The sequence below is a fragment of the Paenibacillus sp. FSL R7-269 genome (assembly GCF_000517865.1).
Taxonomy (GTDB): domain Bacteria; phylum Bacillota; class Bacilli; order Paenibacillales; family Paenibacillaceae; genus Paenibacillus_AQ.
On the sequence record NZ_ASPS01000046.1, the window covers coordinates 76,375 to 90,963 of the forward strand.

At 50.4% G+C, this 14,589-nt stretch carries 26 protein-coding genes; 1 reads left to right on the plus strand and 25 read right to left on the minus strand.

What is annotated here, in order from left to right:
• Nucleotides 1-45 precede the first annotated feature (45 nt).
• The 4 genes from C162_RS20320 to C162_RS20335 form a co-directional block, all read right to left on the minus strand.
• Complete coding sequence (locus tag C162_RS20320; protein WP_036697050.1) at nt 46-531, minus strand: hypothetical protein; 486 nt, start codon at nt 529-531, stop codon at nt 46-48.
• An 87-nt stretch (nt 532-618) separates the two neighbouring features.
• Nucleotides 619-948, minus strand: coding sequence for a helix-turn-helix domain-containing protein (locus C162_RS34495; RefSeq protein ID WP_051493771.1), 330 nt, complete (start codon nt 946-948; stop codon nt 619-621).
• Complete coding sequence (locus tag C162_RS20330; RefSeq protein WP_036697051.1) at nt 945-1,730, minus strand: hypothetical protein; 786 nt, start codon at nt 1,728-1,730, stop codon at nt 945-947. Before C162_RS20330 ends, C162_RS34495 begins: the two co-directional genes overlap by 4 nt.
• A 3-nt stretch (nt 1,731-1,733) precedes the next feature.
• Nucleotides 1,734-2,000 (minus strand): hypothetical protein, encoded by a 267-nt coding sequence (locus C162_RS20335; protein ID WP_036697052.1) that lies wholly within the window; start codon nt 1,998-2,000, stop codon nt 1,734-1,736.
• Between the two features lie 69 nt (nt 2,001-2,069).
• Here C162_RS20335 and C162_RS20340 point away from each other — a divergent pair, with 69 nt between their 5' ends.
• Nucleotides 2,070-2,372 carry a hypothetical protein gene (locus C162_RS20340; protein WP_036697054.1) on the plus strand — a complete coding sequence of 101 codons (303 nt, stop codon included), beginning with the start codon at nt 2,070-2,072 and terminating at the stop codon, nt 2,370-2,372.
• 34 nt (nt 2,373-2,406) lie between these two features.
• Here the strand turns inward: C162_RS20340 and C162_RS20345 are convergent, their stop codons facing one another.
• From C162_RS20345 to C162_RS20445, 21 genes are all read right to left on the minus strand, one after another.
• Nucleotides 2,407-2,841 carry a DUF5348 domain-containing protein gene (locus C162_RS20345; protein ID WP_036697055.1) on the minus strand — a complete coding sequence of 145 codons (435 nt, stop codon included), beginning with the start codon at nt 2,839-2,841 and terminating at the stop codon, nt 2,407-2,409.
• A 30-nt stretch (nt 2,842-2,871) separates the two neighbouring features.
• Complete coding sequence (locus C162_RS20350) at nt 2,872-3,711, minus strand: hypothetical protein (protein ID WP_036697056.1); 840 nt, start codon at nt 3,709-3,711, stop codon at nt 2,872-2,874.
• 22 nt (nt 3,712-3,733) lie between these two features.
• On the minus strand, nt 3,734-4,147 hold the full coding sequence (locus C162_RS20355; RefSeq protein ID WP_036697060.1) for a RusA family crossover junction endodeoxyribonuclease: 414 nt from the start codon (nt 4,145-4,147) through the stop codon (nt 3,734-3,736).
• A complete protein-coding gene (locus C162_RS20360) occupies nt 4,144-4,464 on the minus strand; it encodes an HNH endonuclease (RefSeq protein ID WP_162174482.1) in 321 nt (106 codons plus the stop codon). Before C162_RS20360 ends, C162_RS20355 begins: the two co-directional genes overlap by 4 nt.
• A gap of 91 nt (nt 4,465-4,555) precedes the next feature.
• Nucleotides 4,556-4,768 (minus strand): hypothetical protein, encoded by a 213-nt coding sequence (locus tag C162_RS36400; protein WP_162174483.1) that lies wholly within the window; start codon nt 4,766-4,768, stop codon nt 4,556-4,558.
• Complete coding sequence (locus C162_RS20365) at nt 4,740-4,928, minus strand: hypothetical protein (RefSeq protein ID WP_162174484.1); 189 nt, start codon at nt 4,926-4,928, stop codon at nt 4,740-4,742. The genes C162_RS36400 and C162_RS20365 overlap by 29 nt, the downstream gene beginning before the upstream one ends.
• A 23-nt stretch (nt 4,929-4,951) precedes the next feature.
• Nucleotides 4,952-5,341 (minus strand): DUF6906 family protein, encoded by a 390-nt coding sequence (locus C162_RS20370; RefSeq protein ID WP_036697062.1) that lies wholly within the window; start codon nt 5,339-5,341, stop codon nt 4,952-4,954.
• 11 nt (nt 5,342-5,352) lie between these two features.
• Nucleotides 5,353-6,771, minus strand: coding sequence for a replicative DNA helicase (gene dnaB, locus C162_RS20375; protein ID WP_156949669.1), 1,419 nt, complete (start codon nt 6,769-6,771; stop codon nt 5,353-5,355).
• Nucleotides 6,764-7,108 carry a hypothetical protein gene (locus C162_RS20380; RefSeq protein WP_036697063.1) on the minus strand — a complete coding sequence of 115 codons (345 nt, stop codon included), beginning with the start codon at nt 7,106-7,108 and terminating at the stop codon, nt 6,764-6,766. The genes dnaB and C162_RS20380 overlap by 8 nt, the downstream gene beginning before the upstream one ends.
• On the minus strand, nt 7,086-8,030 hold the full coding sequence (locus tag C162_RS20385) for a hypothetical protein (protein ID WP_036697064.1): 945 nt from the start codon (nt 8,028-8,030) through the stop codon (nt 7,086-7,088). Before C162_RS20385 ends, C162_RS20380 begins: the two co-directional genes overlap by 23 nt.
• Before the next feature lie 32 nt (nt 8,031-8,062).
• Nucleotides 8,063-8,359 carry a hypothetical protein gene (locus C162_RS20390; protein WP_036697065.1) on the minus strand — a complete coding sequence of 99 codons (297 nt, stop codon included), beginning with the start codon at nt 8,357-8,359 and terminating at the stop codon, nt 8,063-8,065.
• A complete protein-coding gene (locus C162_RS20395) occupies nt 8,356-8,577 on the minus strand; it encodes a hypothetical protein (protein ID WP_036697067.1) in 222 nt (73 codons plus the stop codon). Before C162_RS20395 ends, C162_RS20390 begins: the two co-directional genes overlap by 4 nt.
• Before the next feature lie 184 nt (nt 8,578-8,761).
• Nucleotides 8,762-9,469, minus strand: a complete 708-nt coding sequence (locus C162_RS20405; protein ID WP_036697070.1) for an MBL fold metallo-hydrolase — start codon at nt 9,467-9,469, stop codon at nt 8,762-8,764.
• A gap of 1 nt (nt 9,470) precedes the next feature.
• On the minus strand, nt 9,471-10,340 hold the full coding sequence (locus C162_RS20410; protein WP_036697071.1) for a recombinase RecT: 870 nt from the start codon (nt 10,338-10,340) through the stop codon (nt 9,471-9,473).
• A complete protein-coding gene (locus C162_RS20415; RefSeq protein ID WP_036697074.1) occupies nt 10,341-12,329 on the minus strand; it encodes an AAA family ATPase in 1,989 nt (662 codons plus the stop codon).
• Nucleotides 12,326-12,586, minus strand: a complete 261-nt coding sequence (locus C162_RS20420; protein WP_036697076.1) for a hypothetical protein — start codon at nt 12,584-12,586, stop codon at nt 12,326-12,328. Before C162_RS20420 ends, C162_RS20415 begins: the two co-directional genes overlap by 4 nt.
• A 96-nt stretch (nt 12,587-12,682) precedes the next feature.
• Entirely contained in the window at nt 12,683-12,940 is a 258-nt protein-coding gene (locus C162_RS20425) for a hypothetical protein (protein ID WP_036697078.1), read from the minus strand.
• Between the two features lie 199 nt (nt 12,941-13,139).
• Nucleotides 13,140-13,391 (minus strand): AbrB/MazE/SpoVT family DNA-binding domain-containing protein, encoded by a 252-nt coding sequence (locus C162_RS20430; protein WP_036697079.1) that lies wholly within the window; start codon nt 13,389-13,391, stop codon nt 13,140-13,142.
• A 1-nt stretch (nt 13,392) separates the two neighbouring features.
• A complete protein-coding gene (locus tag C162_RS20435; protein ID WP_036697081.1) occupies nt 13,393-13,665 on the minus strand; it encodes a hypothetical protein in 273 nt (90 codons plus the stop codon).
• Entirely contained in the window at nt 13,662-13,934 is a 273-nt protein-coding gene (locus C162_RS20440) for a hypothetical protein (RefSeq protein ID WP_036697082.1), read from the minus strand. The genes C162_RS20435 and C162_RS20440 overlap by 4 nt, the downstream gene beginning before the upstream one ends.
• A 9-nt stretch (nt 13,935-13,943) precedes the next feature.
• Nucleotides 13,944-14,459 (minus strand): hypothetical protein, encoded by a 516-nt coding sequence (locus C162_RS20445; protein WP_036697083.1) that lies wholly within the window; start codon nt 14,457-14,459, stop codon nt 13,944-13,946.
• Nucleotides 14,460-14,589 lie beyond the last annotated feature (130 nt).

Sequence of the window (14,589 nt, forward strand, 5' to 3'; positions counted from 1 at the left end):
TCCCTTTTTGAGGGATAGATTTCTTATTATATACTCATCCAAAGACTAAACCTTATCTTTTTCAAAAAAACCAATTAGTTTCAGCGTATTAGCAACACTTTCTGTTCCTTCATTCAGCTTCCGTCGAATTGTGCTGTCACTCATACCATGTCGAAAAAACATCATGGTCTCTTTAAAAGAATGTCCTTCAATATACCTATGTTGAATAGCATTGCGCGCTTCTTTGTCCTGAATAAGACCAGTCGCCCTCCGAATAGACACGGTATAGAGTTGGTACTGCTCATATACCCAACGTTGTTTTTCTAGTAGAATAACAGCATTAGCAGACTTGTCAGCGTGCAGCTCATCTTGATCAATCCGTCGTGCGACTTCTCCATCAATTGCTACTTGTTGCATATCTTTCGTATACCTTTCGTAATCACTCATTAACAACAACATGCTTTTAAATTTACAGAGGAGAAACTTTGTCCGCTGGATCTCTGTCTCACTCGCTGTTGGAAAAAGCTCATCCTGCCCCCAAACCATAGCCATTCCCCTACTCCCCTTTATGCTATAATGTCAAGAGGATGGCTTAACTGAAGGACCCCCGCCCCGGCCAAGGATATGGGGGTCTTTGTATTATCGATTTGTATAGCCCGCAAGCTTTTCCCGCAGCTCCATGTTCTCCTGCAGCAGCCGCACATTTTCTTCACGCAATGCTTCATATGACTCGAGCGAATCACTTTCCTTCTGCCCCACCACCCGCAACGTCCTAACCTCAAAATCCGTCTTTTCCAGGTAACCTTTATTTACTAATTGCTTAACCAGCGAATGAGCCGTGGAACGAGACTTCAGCTGCAGGAGATCCGCGACTTCGGTAACTGAAGGAGCATAACCCTTCTGAGCGATAAAGCCTTTTATGAGTTGCAGCGTCTCGTCTTGCCGATTCGTAAGAGACTTCTTAATCACTTGATGCTCTCCTCCCGTAACTGCCGGCGTTTAAAATCAAATCCCATCCGCTCCAGCTTCCCACGTACACCTAAAGCGCTCTTTCCAAGAGCCTGAGCGATCGTTTCATAGCTATAGCCTTCTTGCGCCATTCGCAGCAGTATCTGTACGTCCTCTGCGGTGTATTTAATATGATTCTCAAGCCTAACCGGGCGCACCTTAACTCCGAGGTCATGGAGCCGCCGCTTCACAGCAGCCTCGGAACGATCAAACAACTTGGCAACTTCGGGATAGGTCATTCCTTTAGTTCCAAGCACCTGAACCAGTCGCTGATCTTCCTCGGGCGTCCAGTCAACCGCCTGATATGTCTTTTGGGACCGCATCAGGTCTGCTCTGCGTTTCACTTTCGCCCAAGCCGGCTCAGCGCCAAGTAGGTTCGGGTCCATCTTAGCCAGGTTAATCAGTTCTTTATGCTGCTCTGCCCACTTCCAGAAATCATCGTAGCCTACTACTAATACCCGAGCGCTACTGACGAATATCTTCCGCCTTGCCGGGAAGCCATACTGCGGAATCCAGTACCGAATGATCTGGTTATATGATTTATCAAGAGCAAGAGATAATTGATTCACTGTGATACCATCAAAATTCATGCGACAATCCTTAAGCCCCATTTTACTGGCCTTCAGCTTAATAGCTTCTATACTGCGGTCAAGCCGGATAGCAATAGATTTCAAACTTACTACTCCCCAACGGTCTTGCAAGTATTCCACTTCCTCATTTGTCCAGTTTCTTGCTCTACCCATTGCCTACACCCCCACAGACTTAAGCTCAGCACCCTCAGTCTCATCCATCGTAATCGTCGCCATGCCGTCCCAGGACTCCCGGATCTCCTTGGCCTTAGCTGTTACTGCAGCGGCCTGCTTCGGCTGCAGAATAATCCCCATCGCCTCTTCATAATGCTGCTGGGCCTTTGCATAGGCCCTGGAGTGGACGAAATTCATCCAATTCCAGAATTTCAGATTCGACATCGATTTTACTTTTTGAAATATGCGCCGGCGCTCCTGCTCATCCATCCGCCTGGTCTCCTTCCATAATATTGAATCTATTCTCCTGAATCTCCGTATTAGATTCGAGGTGATAAAATGACGTTTAGAAAAATGAAGCGTTGGGCTAAAATTGTATACTCATTATTATTTATTTTTGCAGTACTTGGACTTCTCTCTTTATTAGGTGTTTTAATATTTTTAGCCTTTTTTGATGAAAAAGTCCTTACAAACACCGTAATAATTAATCGAATTACTCTTGTGCTTGCTGGAATCTCGCTACCAGGGCTCGCCGTACAATTAATTTCTTTTTTAACTCTTAATGAGAAAAAGACCTACACAATGGAAGCAAACTGCCCAAATTGCAGGCAACTTGTAGATTTCAAACTTACTGAAGATTGAACGGATGGGATTTACTCCATCCGTTCTTTTGCCTTCAATCCCATAACGGGATCTCCTTAATCCGAACCCGCAGCCCCTGAAGGGAGAGCCCCTTCCTGCCAACGATGCAGTAATCCTCCCCGTTATGCTCAACCCTTGAGCTCACCCATCTGGCATCCTCTCCAGACTCCGTCAGCAAATACTCAATAGATTCACCACTGGTAAAGTAAGTCCCACCCTGCAGGCCGTACCGCCCATCTGAACGCTTTTGCAGAACCCCCTCTTTCAGGATTGGCGCCACCGTTCGACGGGTCAGACGACGAGCAGCATCGAGCTTGTCTTGAATCTGGTAGAACATCCCCCGGAGATACAAGTCATCCGGATTTTCACTGCTATATATTCCATCATTCTCAGCATCCTGAATAAGTTTCGATACCCGTTTCAGCTGCGGCTCCAAATTGACCAAAGCCGATTGAATTTTCTCCTTCATATAAGACCCTCCTGTAAGAGAAGAAGCAGCTTACGCTGCTCCCCCGTCACCCTTCATCATTTTCCGTTCAACCCGCTTCTTGTAGGCGCCCCATTTGGCCGACAGCACCGATGGGCTTACTTCCTTCTCCTGGGCGATCTCCTTCCAGGTCTTGTTGAGCTCCAGCCGCTCCTGCAGCAGCTCGGGGAAAAGAATCGGCGTGCCGTCAATCTCGATGTCGTCATAAACGGGCCGGTTGGTCAAAATGAACGATTCCAGGGCATCCTTGCTGACCTCTTCAGGAGCGTTAGTTCCTTCGGGGTTCTGCCCCTCGCCCTGGTTCTCTTCACCAGCATTCTCTCCAGCAGCAGATCCGCCTTTCTCAACTTCAGCGCCGTTGCCGCCACCTTCACCGTTCAGCCACTCTGGTTCCAGACTTTCGCCCTGGCCTTGATCCGCATGTTCATGCTCGTTCTCTGACCCTTCCTGCTGCTCTTCTGGCTGCCCTTCTGTATGATCGGCATCATTGCTCCCTCCTGCCTCAGAACCTTCACCTGAGGTGCCACCTTCGCCCTCTTGATCAAACAGAAGGACCTGGTTAGGGTCGCCATCTTCCCGCTGCTCAATATCAACGACAACGCCAGAAGCATCAGTGGTCACCCGGCGGCCGGTTACTTCCCGGTAGATCTCCCCATCCTCTTCACCGAAATCAAAGGCCGCCTGCGGATCTCCCATGAAGACATTAATCTTCTCGCCCTGATTACTGCTCAGGAACAGGAAATTCTCCTGCATGACTCTCAGCGGCAGCAGCAGCTTGATCTCTACCTCCGTGTCACCAACCTTAATCCCCTTCGCTACCGTTGCACTGAATTTCGCATAATCCTTAATCATTCTGATCCCATCCCCTCTGGTTTTATTGGAGTTGCTTAATTTTGACTTCAATCCGTGGCCTTGCGCTGTACCGCTTCTTCACAAACGCGTCCACAACCTGGCTATCGTCCTTCCAGATGATCCCCTTCAGCGCGTCCTTAACCCCTTTAAGGTAGTTGTCAGCATCCGGTTTGGTTGTTGGCAGGATCTCTCCGCGTTCAGCAGCCGCCGCTTTCTTCTGGCTGAAACTCTTAGGCGTAGAACGGTAGGCTGTGATGGCAATACCCAATGCTCCCTCCAGCAGAGCAGCCGGCGCATACTCCCGAGCAGCCAGCCGAACATAGTCTTTGTAGTCCCGTGACTTGGCCGGGTCGTACGCCCGGGGAAAGCCCCCCGCAGTGCTGAACTTCGGCCTACCTTGAGCGACTGGATTTCCGTAAACAGTAAACTGGATCATATGATATGCCTCCAGTTTCTGTGCTTTTTGACGTTTAGAATCAGTTTTTTTGATACTCCATAATGGTCAGCGATCTCTTGAAGAGTGCGGTTGTCTTTTCTAATGGATCTAACTTTCTGATCATTGAGTTTAACACCACCACCATTTTTCATGCCCCTTGCTTGCCTATTCTTGAACACCATGTCTATACTGTTTTGTTTGGGAGTTCCAATACTTAAATGCTTAGGATTAATGCAGTTTGGATTGTCGCATTTATGCATAACAAACAATCCATTTGAGATGACACCGTGTTCACATTCATAGATATACCTGCTCATTCGGTAAAATTTCCCCTTGCGAGTTATAACGGGATATCCTGCGGGGTCCGTTGTATGGCTCACGCAAATCCAACATCCCATTTCGTTTAGTTCATATCTGATCTTTCTTCCCCTTTGCAGTTGACATTTCTCTTCGTACACGAAGAACTTGCTCATTCAGTCTCCCTCCTCGTTGGTTCTGCGGCATCATCGATGTATCCAATACAAACACCGTCCCCGCCAGCTTTCCGCCGTCGTCCCATACGGTGAAGTAATTTCGCCGCTGGAAGAACGGATCAATCGGCTTGCGTGTGCTCTTTGTCATCCGGTACCGCCCCCCGTTTCCGCTTGCCGACCGCAAGCTCGAATTCTGTGATGCCTTCGTCGATCTCCCCGGATTCCAGCTCCGCGAACTCTTCCAGGAGATCCATGCGTTCTGCTGCTACACCAGTGGCGATATAATGCCGGCGTAGCCAGTTATACACGTGCCAGTAATTGCGCCCGCTCATTACACACCCTTTTTGATCTTCTTGGGCTTGCCCGTCTTACGACTAACCAAGATCAGTTCTTCCGGTGTGTCACGCTCGATCAGCCAGCTTTTCGGGTCAACCCGATCAAGACCGGCCAACATTATTTTCTGCTTCCTGGTCGGCCGCTTTCCCTGCTTCATCTGCTCCATCCCCCTTATTAAGCTGCTTCCACTCTTCTGGCCATCGATCATCTGAACGACGATAGAGTCATCACCGTCAGTCACCCGCACTTCCCGGAACACACCGGTTCTACCTTGGACTTGCGTATAGCGGTAAATCTCATCCGGGGTATTCAGCGTCACCGATGGTGTATGCCAGCCTCCCGGCTCCGGGAAGCAATAACCGTAAAACTGTTCCTGATCTCCCATGATTGCCTCCCTCACGCCCATTTGCGCTTGTTCATGTCCTTCACATTCCCAGGCGGTTGCGGCTGCCCCGCATGTGCCCGCTCGTAATTGACGAACTTATTAAAATTTTTGAGGAACACCAGCTCCACAGTCCCAACAGGGCCGTTTCGCTGTTTAGAAATAATGATTTCGATAATATTCTTTTTCTCGGCATCCTGGTTGTAGTAATCGTCGCGGTACAAGAAGGCCACGATATCCGCATCCTGTTCAATTGAGCCTGATTCACGAAGGTCACTCATCATCGGGCGTTTGTCCTGGCGCTGCTCAACGCCGCGGCTGAGCTGGGACAAAGCAATCACCGGTACTTCAAGTTCCCGTGCAAGCTGCTTCAGTGTCCGGGAGATCTGGGAAACCTCTTCCTGCCGATTCACTCCCCGTTGCCCCCTGCCCTGGATAAGCTGTAGGTAGTCGATGACGATCATACCAAGGCCCTTTTCCTTCTTGAGCCGGCGGCATTTCGCACGGATCTCGTTGACCGTGATCCCCGGAGTATCATCGATATGGATATCAGACTCAGATAACCCCGCCATTGCGATGGCCATCTTTTCCCAATCGCCCTCTTCAAAACGTCCTGTCCGCATGCGGCTGGCGTCTATCTGAGCTTCTGCGCAGATCATACGCTGCACGAGTTGAGACGCTGACATTTCCAAGCTGAAGATGGCCACACTCTCCTTGGCCCGGACGGCCACATTTTGAGCAATATTCAGAGCAAAAGCCGTCTTCCCTACGGAAGGCCGGGCTGCAACGATGATCAAATCATTCTTTTGGAAACCGGCAGTCATTTTATCCAGATCCGCGAACCCAGACTCAATGCCTGTGATCCCGCGGTTAGTATCACGTACGTTATACCGCTGCTCCGCCTCTTCCCAGACCTGCATCAAGGCATCTTTGATGCCGATGAACTCACGCACGGGAACTGTCTGATCAGAGAGTTTGGATACAGCATGCTCCGCCATAGCAATGAAACCCTTCACATCCTGTTCCTCGCCTGCGTTGCGCAGCAGCCCCATGGCCGTATCGATCGCCTGGCGCCGGAGGAACATATCCAGAACCCGCTCGGCATAATACCCGGCATTGGCAATGGTCGGAACTGCGCCGGCCATCCGGGCGAGATAACTCACACCTCCGACCTTTTCGAGCTCCTCACTATCCTTGAGCCGAGAAGTCAAGCTGACCATATCGATCGGCAGCTCAGCGTCGGCCAGCTTCCGCATAGCCCTAAAAATCCGAGCGTGACCCTTGTCGCTGAATTCCCCGCCCTGCAGGATGTCGGCAGCAGCATCGTATGCCGTCTGATCCAAAAGCGCAGCTCCGAGGACTGCCTGCTCTGCCTCCAGGTCCACCGGCGGCTGAATGCCCATTTGCTCGAGCATTTGTTCCTGGTCAAGCATCTGCTGCACCCCTAATCCTTCGTTTCACTTCATCCCAGTAACCTGGTGGCGGCGGCTTACTCGCAGCGCTCCAGGAATCCAAATTAGCAAAATGCTCTGCAGTAGACTCCTTCATCCGCTCGCGCTCGATTTGCTCACCGAGTCGCCCGCGGATCTGCGATATTTTTGGCGGGAAATCACTGGTCATGATATGTTGCCGGACATTGGAATAAGCGACATCGTAGGGGATATCTCGGAGCATCCCCAGGTCTTCCTCCACCGCCTGAAGACTGGCGTCAAAATTGGCGTACCGCTTCTTGATTTCCTTGTACAGCTTAGCGACCTCCAGCTTGTTCACGGGCCTCCTCCTCTCTGATCCAGCGGTCCAGATCATCAATCTCTTGCTGCTGCTTCGTCTTTTTAGGCTTCTGAGGTGCTTGCTTATCTCCCGGGGCGACTCCATCCATCGGCGGGCCGGTAGTTTGGGAGTTAAGCCAGGCTTTCTCAATTCCGTCCACGTAATACAAAAAGCTGGTCGGGTACTTAAAATTTTCACCTTCACGTTCGCGCTTTGCCTGAAGCAGGCTCTCCATAGTTCGGATGGTAAAAGGGTTAGGCGTACCTCCGGCGACCATCTTACCCATGGCTTCACGTTCACGCGGGGAAATGTGAATATCAAGTCTGTGATTCAATTTGCAAAAGGCATTTAACAGCTCGAACATATCTCCTGGCTTGTCTTGATCAATCTCATCAGCAAACTCATTGTCAGTAGAAGTAGTAGTAATAAGATCTTTTAATACAGTGTCCCGAAAGTGGTTCCCTGAGGTTACAGCTTTCGGAAAGTAGTAACCTGACGTTACAACTTGAGGGTCAACTTCTGAAATGTTGTTCCCAAAGTGGTTCCCTACGGTTACAACTTCCTGCCCTACTTCCTCCGACCTGTTACCTGAGGTTACAGGTTTTGGTGATCCAACAAGCTGAAAATGAATGGTATAGCTTCCTCTTGAAGACCCCCGGGGAGGCGGTTCGTATGCAATGATTCCGGCTTCTACCAGCTTGGAACGATAGACATTCAAGGTCTTACGGGTTGCGATTCCTGTCTGCACTTGAAGCTCTGTATTGGTCATGTGAAAGGTTTGTGGCCAGCCTAATTTGCTGGATTTCCGCCACAATGCAATAGCAATGACAAACCCTTCTGGCCCGAATTCTTCCGGGCCTCCAATCGCTTCAAACTGATTCAGAAGTCCGGAAAGGGATGGTTCTCTGGCTGTCTCGGACATGTATTCCCCCCTCCCGCAGCAGCCTATTTCATTTAGTCACGCACGATCTTAATGAATTCGATCGGAATCTCAGTGAACTCCAGACCTGATTGAAGTCCGCTTGTCAGAGCATCCATACTCCTTGTCAGAAGAGGCCCTACTGCACTTGGCTTAGAAGCTGCCAGAGCAATGCAGAAACCCGCAACATAAGCGGAAGCTGCCAAGAAATGCAAGACTGACTCTTCTCCTTGATCCGTGGCAGCCTTCATCTTATCCAGCATAAAATCAGTGATTTCACCAGTTTGCAAATTAATGTTCGGACTCTCTTTCATTTCTGAAGTGTTACTCATATGGCACGCTCCCTCATTGTTTTTTCCTTCCACGCCTTATCTCCAAGGCATCGGCCTAGACTGACTTCGAAGTGCCGGCGTCCCTGGACATAGGTGACAAATAAGCCGGTTCTCCGTTCATAATAGATGCCGTTCAGGAGTGGCTTTTGGGCTGCGGCGGGCGGTTTCGGCTTCGAATCAAGCAAGGCAAACAAATCAATCTGCTGCGGCTTGCTCATTGTCCTGTCCCCCGTTCGTCTTGAATGTAGATGAATGGATGCTTTGCCCGGATAACCTTGAATCCAGGATGAGCACGGGCAAAATACTCCACCACGGCCTTCCTGAATGCTTCCTCGTCCGAACGAAGCGCCCAAATACTTTCTCCGACCATACTGACCCAAATGCGTTCCCCCAGCGGGCCGTTCATCGATCAGCTACCCGGACAATTGTGCCGGTGAGCTCCATGATCTCCCGGCGGAACAGTTCAGCGTCGCTGTTCCCGTCAGACAGGTGCAGCAGCCAGATCTCCTCAACATTCCGGGTATCATTGGCTTTCAGAAAATCCTTAACGTGTTCTAGACTGAAATGAGAACGGAGCAGCCGCTTCTTCTGAGACGGATGAAGCTCCCCAGCCAGCACCCGGCGGTTAACGATATCAATGGAATAATTGCACTCGATCATGATGTGCGTAAGCCTGGAAAACTTATAACGGCAGTAATAGGAGTCAGTCAGGAACACCAGCTTGTCACCATCCTGGTTGGCCAATAGCCAGCCCAGTGGCTCCGCAGCGTCATGTTCAACATCAAACCCCATAACTGTCCAACTCCCAATCTCAAAAGGCTCCCGCGGCATCACAGACCGAAGTCGATGCCCCGACAGGCCAAGTGCCTGAGCTGTCCCCCGGCTGGTGTATACCGGAATGCCTGCCCGCATGATGTCCGCCGCCGCCCTACTGTGGTCGCCGTGCTCATGTGTAATAAGGCAGCCAGCTATATCTGTCATCCGGAAGCGAAGCGCCCGCTGAATCGACTTATAAGGAAAACCGGCTTCCAGCAGGATCGCGGTGTGGCCGTCCGATATACGGTAGGCGTTTCCGGCGCTGCTGGAACCGAGGCATTGGATGTCGATCACGTTAAAAATCCATTTCTTGGTCAAACTTCGAAATGTCGATAGAGTCGCTCTTCGTGTCGGCTTGGGGTTGTCCCTTAGGTGGAGCAGCCTCCGGCTTGATATCAATCATTTCTTTGTTCGCATGCTCTGCTTTGACTTCTTCAGGCGTCACATCAACACGCTCTTCGTACTCATTTTCAGTAGATCTATTAATTGCATCGACCAGTAGATCGCTGTCGTCACTGGTGTTGATGTAAGCCTTGGCCGCACGGTTGATGACAGTCCGCTTTGCCATTTCTTGTGGGAATTTTTTATGGACAGATTGACTTGTTTTGCTCTGACTCCATGATGCGTCAACTTCCTTTTTTGTCATGACGGTAAGGATTTCTTCGTCATCCACCGACTTCACGACGGCATATACACCTAGAATTTCATTGTCCCTGTTTTCAAATTTGGTTTCGTGCTTGACCAATTTTTCACGCCCGCCAGCCACTTCATACTCAAATATGTCTCCCTTATAAATCACATTTGCCCAGATATCCTTAATGTTGGACAAACGTTTAAGAACAGCCTGTGTCCCAAAATAGGAGCGATTAAGCTGAAGCTTGCTGCCATACACAATGAAGTAACATTGTGTCTTAGCCGGGCTTAGACCTTGCACAACCATATCCAGCAGTGCATTTGCGACAGATTCCCGCGTACATACCTCCAGCGCAGGCTTGCCATTCTTGTCCTGAACCTCCTGGAGCTTGAAGAAGGCGCTCTTTAACGCGTTGCTCGCATTGTAATTCGGAGGCAAGATTAACCCATCATCCTGCAACCGTGTCAGGCTCCGATTAACATCATCAGTGATGTCCTTTTGAATAATTGCCACCTGATTACCTGTATTCAATTAAATCGCCTCCTGTATAGCTGCCGTCTCGATGCGCAACTTCTTGTCTTGTTCACTGACCACCAGCCGGATAACCTGAGCATCCGTCCCAATCAGCTTTGTCACAGCCTCAGCATTATCCACGAAAATCGGAGCTGAGAAGCCATAGTGCTGGCTAAGTGTATTGATGATGTCCAGGCCGACATTGATCCGGGCTGCGTTATTCAATCCGCCCTCGTACGGCACTCCCTTATAGAGCGTGTCGCAGACCTCTTTCAACCCGCCGTTCACCTGCTGATCAAATAGTCTGAAACGAGCTAATTTGAACTTGCTGTTAATCTTGGCATCGAGCAGGTTGACCTTGGTGCGGGTGAATTCTTCGCAGAGAAACAGTTCGTGCTGCAGGCGCTCGTATTCAGCGGCCAGGCTACTCTCCTGTTCCTCCAGCTCAGTTACCCGCTGCTGTGCCCTCTGGACTGCGTCGAATTTAGCAAGATCGCGCTCCATGTCCTCGACTTCACGCCGCAGCCGGCTGATCTCTTCCCTGACACCCACCGCTGCCGATTGGCTGGATTGCCGCAGCGCTGTAATTTCCTGCTGAAGCCTGTTAGCTTCTGCCTGCTTGCTGGTATACTCCGGATCTGCTGAGGGGTCTTTCACCCCTTCACGCAGTTCGGTCAATTCATCCTCAGCGGCTGACAACTCTGCTTCAAGCGAGGTCAGCGTACCCTTCAAGTCCTCAATTTCTCCCTGGAACCGGACAACCTCTTGCTCAAACTTCTGAGCTTCAGCAACCGCTGCTTTACCGGAAGTATTGATGCGCTCCTTCCGCTCGGCCAATCGCCGGTTAAAATCAGCCTCGGCTTTATCATGAGCTACCTTGACCTGATCCTCTGGTAGTGCCTGCCCGCAGGCGGAGCAGTGAGCATCGTGGTCACCGGCAGATTCAAAGATCAAACCTTTCAACTCCGAAAACTCTGTCCGGAGCCGGTCCGCTTCCTGCCGGCGCCCTGCCGCCTGCCGCTCGTTCTGCTGAATCCGCTGCTGCTTATCTTCGATCTCCCGGCGGTACCGGTTGACCTCAATGTGCATTTGGTTGACCGAGTCCCGCTTCAGAGCCACTTTATCCAGTACATCCGATTGCATGCGGCTCTTAATGGCAATCAGCTCGCCTTCAATTTCACGGAGCCGCTTCTCTTTGACAGCCACCTCGCCTCCGGAGAGGATACGGGACAATTCAGCCTCACTAGATTCAACCCGGCGGCGGAGCATTGCAATATCTTCCTTCAGCAGCTCTTCGTCCAGTTCGGTGATGTCCGGCATTTGACGCTGAACCTCGCTGATACGGACCGGCAGCTCCTTAATTTCCTTATTAATGGCTGTACTGCGAGCGGCGATAACTTTTTTATGAGCATCCAGTTCGCGTCCGGCCAAGATGGCCGGCAGCTCAGCGAGCTCCTCGTTACTGTGAATGACCTCCGCATCCGTAAGATCGCCGGACACTTCCAAGAGCACCTTGCGGCGCTCCTCCTTCTTCAGCACTTCGTTAAAATACGAAGGGCTTGTCAGCAACCGGAACAGGTCCTCTTTGATAATAGAGTCAACTTCGCTCTGAAACTCCCGCATGCTGAGCGGAACGCCGTCAACGTAATAAGTGGTGTTGTGTCCCTCAAAGCTCTCCACCGGTGCGCCGCGCTTCTTTGTCCATTTCTCCGAGAAGACCCGGCGGAATGTCCGGGGGCGACCGTCAACCTGTAGTACCAGTTCAACCTCGTGTTCCAGCTTGTGCTGAAGGACCTTACCGGCTCCGTCCAGCCCCTTAATCTCGAAGTCAGCCTTGTTCTGGCTGTCTTTACCGAAAAGGCACCACAAGAATCCATCAAAGATTGTGGTCTTACCAGTGGCATTGTCACCATAGACATCAGCATCCCGCCCGTTAACAGCGAGGATGAACTCCCTAATACCTTTGAAATTACGAAGCGTTAAACGCTCCAGATCGATATGCTTCAAGCGATCTCCTCCTCGATAGCCGCTCTGCATTCATCATGCAAGAGTGACTGCTGGTCTGGCGTTTCAGGATAACGGATACTATCCAGGTAAGTCCGGATGGCGTATTCAACTTCGGCCAGCTGCTCCGGATCAGCATGCAGCTGAAAGGAACCGGCCTGCTGCCGGATAGAAAGAATTGAAGGTGAATAATTTGTAGGAGGCACAATTTCGATCTCGATGCGCTGCCCGCTGATATCAGCAGAGAAAGCTGTTGACATTTCCGTTCACTCCCTCTTGTGTAGTGCGCCCCCAACATGGTATAGTGGGGGCGAGAATTTGATTTTCAAAGATCAGTGATAGCCCATGCCCGTGGGCTATTTTTTGTTATGAATTAATGAAATCGGAACATCGTGCTCAACAATGCTCTTCCAGTCGATGATGACCGGAGCATTCTCCACGCTTGCGATCAGTTCGCCATTTTCATCTTCAATAATGAATTCCGAATGAACATGATCTTCGAAATTCATACCAACCTGCCGGATCTCGATCACCTCCCGGCCTTCCACTTCAGTACCGACCTCAAATATTCGTGTCGGATTACTAACAACCGTCAATTTCTGAATGACTTGCATGCGCTGCCTCCTTTCTATGTAATTGCAAGGTGGGCGAGGGAATAACTGCACCAGTAAAACCGGCCTTTTCGGTTCCCTTGACCTGTATGATCCGCCACCACCTTGGATGCGTCAGCCGCATCTTGGAATACCGGAGGGAGGAAAGGTTATTTCTAAGCTCCGATACTCCAAGACAGGGGCCGAAGCCGCTGCCTAACACTTAAATCCCTGCTGCTGCAGCCATCTGCTGAATAACTGCCCGGCTGTAGAGTTTCCCTTCAAAAGAGACCAAGTCTTCCTGGCTGCCAGTAATTGCGCAGCCAGGAGCATACTTGCGTAAAATGACTTTGTCATCGTCCACGAAGATCTCCACAGGGTCCTTAATTTCTAAATTCATCGTTCTGCGCAACTCGATCGGGATAACGAGCCGACCAAGCTCGTCAATTTTGCGTACAATTCCGGTAGATTTCATATTATTTAGCCTCCGTAGAGTTTATTTTTTGAAAATGCTCTGAAAAAGCAGTTTGAATCTCTGAGGGGAGATTTGTAGTAACCTCATCCCATGTATCATAGGCAGCTTGTGCGATATCCCGTTTGCGCTCCAACTCCAGCACCTCAAAACGAGTTGAAGTTGAAGAATAAAACGATTCGCGAAACCGTCTCTCTGCGGCAGCCTGCTCGTCCCCTATCTGTTTAAAGCGTTCAGCAAGGGCCTGACCGAAACTTCTTACCTGCTGATCGGTCACGCTGCGCCCTCCTTGCGCTTTTCACGCTTCGGGGTTAAAATGGACACCAAGAGATTCTCTAACCGAGATTTCAAACCACCTGACTGCCCTGGCCGGCGGTCATTTTTCATTTCTGCTTCAGCTACACGAATCATGTTGTTCAGATAACCCTCTGCAAAATCTTGTTCCCCCGGCAACATTGCATCCGGATTCTGACGGATCAACTGAAGGTTATGCTTTGCAGCTTCACCAACTCGCCGCGCTTCGGAAACCAACTGCTCTCTTTCCATGGTGCTCCCTCATTTCAAATATTTTTTAGCCTTCAGTTCAGCCCGGTGCTCTTTCCAAGTTCCCAACCAACTGAAGGAATACTCTTTACATAACACTGCAGCCAAATGGGTCAATGCTGTGATTGCCTCGACCGTCTCCATGAGTAGCCGCTTAATTTGCTGTCGTTCAGTATCATTGATCTGTTCGTTTGTCTTGCTGATTGGAGCATGTCCAGAAGCGTCCAGCACTTCCCTCATCTCCTCGAGCGTTTTGAATAACACATTGGCTCGATGCAGGTCCACGTTATCCAGCCAAGGGGCAGAAGCACCACCGGTGACTTCCGCCGCCGCTGCAAGATAGAGCTGACCGTCATCGTAGTGCTCAACTGCCGCACTCATGACTGGTTTTGAAGCCTTACGGGTCCCTCTCGCGATTTTCCCTATTAATGAAGCGTCAGCATGGACGATGAGTCCTGCCTTCTCCCTGGTATCGCCTGAACGTTTTAACACTTGTTCTAATGCTGGTCCGAATTGTCCGATTGCCAACTTCTGATCCTCTCCTTTGTCCGGTTTCACGGGTTTTATCGGACAGAGGCCTGATGTATGATGTTCTTAAGCAATTCCCCTTGCCAATCCCCCCACCCGCCGTTGCCGGTATACAGCTCGGCGGGGTTCC